Source organism: Rhizobium sp. IY2 (genome assembly GCF_047532935.1).
GTDB classification, from domain to species: domain Bacteria; phylum Pseudomonadota; class Alphaproteobacteria; order Rhizobiales; family Rhizobiaceae; genus Rhizobium; species Rhizobium anhuiense.
In genome coordinates this window covers 1-2,533 of the sequence record NZ_JBLKNU010000032.1, presented here as the reverse complement: position 1 = coordinate 2,533, position 2,533 = coordinate 1, and the positions used below count along the sequence as shown (strand labels likewise).

2 protein-coding genes are annotated in these 2,533 nt (G+C 65.3%); both read right to left on the bottom strand.

Features of this window, described 5'->3' with window-relative positions:
- Positions 1 to 299: 299 nt before the first annotated feature.
- A complete protein-coding gene (locus ACMUVN_RS33230; protein ID WP_130817253.1) occupies positions 300 to 1,493 on the bottom strand; it encodes an IS91 family transposase in 1,194 nt (397 codons plus the stop codon).
- Between the two features lie 3 nt (positions 1,494 to 1,496).
- Positions 1,497 to 2,405: a tyrosine-type recombinase/integrase gene (locus ACMUVN_RS33225; protein ID WP_130817252.1), complete on the bottom strand. Its 909-nt coding sequence runs from the start codon at positions 2,403 to 2,405 to the stop codon at positions 1,497 to 1,499.
- Between the last annotated feature and the right edge of the window lie 128 nt (positions 2,406 to 2,533).

Below are 2,533 nucleotides of genomic sequence, written 5' to 3'. Positions count from 1 at the left end.
CGTGAAGAGTTTCGGGCGCCGCCAGGCGTACGAAAGTCCCCGAGGAAGGAACCCGCGGACCACAGTCGGAGGCTATGGAGATTTTGATCTACGGCTGATATCTGCGGTGTGGCGACCGCGGCCAGAGAGTGGAGCGATGGATGCGGATAGGCTGCCTCGTTGCGCGTCCGCGCTGCTTTGCCGGCCTGGCGCCCGGCTCGCCGCAACCCTGTCGGCGGCGATGACTACCACGGACGCGTGTGGGTCGGTTGCAGGAGACGGGGCGCCTGCGGCTGAAGTCTGGGATATGCCATGCCGGGTCATGAAGCCGTCTCCCGGTTCGTCGCCGTCGCATCCGGCGGCCCGCGCGGCTGCCTCCAGCGTTCGAACATCTCGATGACGATCATTCGTCCGCCGCAGCAGGGGCATGGCGGGCGGAAGTCATCCGGTTCGGCTGGTGTGCCGTCATCGACCGGTGCGGCGACGTGCAGCAGTTCGCGAGCGAGCGTGAGGCTGGTCTTGCGGGCTGAGCCGGCGAGCAGGCCGTAATGCCGGATGCGGTGGAAGCCGCGCGGCAAGACATGGAGCAGGAAGCGGCGGATGAACTCATCGACCGCGAGCGTGATGATCTGCTGTCGGTCGCAGCCATCGCGGCGATAGTCCTTGTAGCGGAAGGTGACGCCAGTTTGGTCGAAGGTGATCAGGCGGCGGTTCGAGATTCCGACCCGGTGGGTATAGCGCGACAGATAGGTAAGAACCGCCTCAGGACCCGCGAACGGCGCCTTGGCATAGACCACCCAGCGCTTCCTTCGGACCGGCGATAGATGCCGCAAGAATGCCTGCCGCTCGGCGAGATGAGCAAGTGCGCCAAAGAAGCAGAGCCGCCCGGCGTCGTGCAGAGCGACCAGCCGGACGAGGAACAGCCGTCGAAACAGTTTGCCGAGTACGCGTACGGGAAGCAAGAAGGCCGGGCGCGATGATATCCATCGGCTTCCGTCTGGCGTGATGCCGCCGCCAGGCACGATCATGTGGACATGCGGATGGTGCGTCATCGCCGATCCCCAGGTGTGGAGCACGGCGGTGATGCCGATGCGCGCGCCGAGATGCTTGCGATCGGCCGCGATGGTCAGCATCGTCTCCGACGCCGCCTTGAACAGCAGGTCGTAGACGAGCGCCTTGTTCTGGAACGCTATGTCGGCGACCTCGGCCGGCAGCGTGAACACGACGTGGAAGTAGCCGACCGGAAGCAGATCGGCCTCGCGTTCGGCAAGCCATGTCCGTGCCGCCGCGCCCTGGCACTTTGGGCAGTGCCGATTGCGGCAGGAGTTGTAGGCGATCCGCCACTGGCCGCAGTCCTCGCAGGCCTCGACGTGACCGCCGAGCGCCGCGGTGCGGCAGTTCTCAACCGCCGACATGACTTTGAGTTGCTGCAGGCTCAGGTGCCCTGCATGGGCGCGCCGGTAGGCCGCCCCGGCAGCACGGAAAATGTCGGCGACCTCGATCGAGGCACGCAAGGCTCAACCGTCGGGCGACATCTCTCCCGGCTTGAACAGGCCGAGCTTGTCGAGCGGACTCGTGACCGTGCGGACCGTCCTGGTCGCCACCTTGGCGTAGAGGGCGGTGTTGTTGAGTTTTGCGTGCCCGAGAAGGACCTGGATGATCCGAATGTCCGTGCCGTCCTCCAGCAGGTGGGTGGCGAAGCTGTGGCGCAGCGTATGCGGCCCGACCCGCTTGGCGATATCGGCGGCCTGGGCCGCCTCAACAACGATCCGATAGAGCTGCCGCGTGCTGATCGGCTTCATTGCGTGTTGGCCGGGGAATAACCAGCCGTCGCGATGCATCACACCCTGCTGCCGCCCCACCTTCCACCACTGGCGCAGCAGGGTGAGCAGGTCCTCCGAAAGCATGGCATTGCGATAGCGCCCGCCCTTGCCACGCTCGACGCGCAGTAGCATCCGCTCGCTGTCGACGTCGGCGATCTTCAGCATAGAGACCTCCGAAACACGTAGGCCGGCGCCATAGGCGACCGACAATGCTGCCTGGTGCTTGAGGCAGGTGGTGGCATTGAGTAACCGGGCAACCTCGTCGCGGCTCAGCACCACAGGCAGGTTACGCGGATGCGCCAGCCGGACGAGCCTGCGCGCCAGGTCCGGGCGGTCGAGGGTCTGGGTGAAGAAGAAGCGTAGCGCCGACACGATGCTGTTCATCGTCGGAACGGGAACGCCATCCTCCTGCTGCTCGATCTGGAACCGGCGCAGGTCGTCGGCGGTCGCCGTGTCTGGTGAACGCCCGAGGAAGGTTGCCAGGCGACCGATGTCGCGAAGATAGTTGCGCTGCGTTTCGCGTGAGAAACGTCGCATGTTCATGTCGTCGATCAACCGCTGGCGCAGCGGGCTGACGGGCGTGTCGAGATGGGGGTACTGCATGGTCAGGCTCCTTGTTGAAGAAGCTCGTCATGCTCCGCCCTTGCCGGACGACGTTCAATCCAGGCGCAACCTCCAGCCTATGCCCTCTATCTCAACCGCAGACGCCCTCCCGCGCAGCGGGTTCGTTC

Bases quoted from the DNA above. Each gene is read 5' to 3' on its own strand.
- ACMUVN_RS33225 (WP_130817252.1), bottom strand. From the start codon at position 2,405: ATGCAGTACCCCCATCTCGACACGCCCGTCAGCCCGCTGCGCCAGCGG.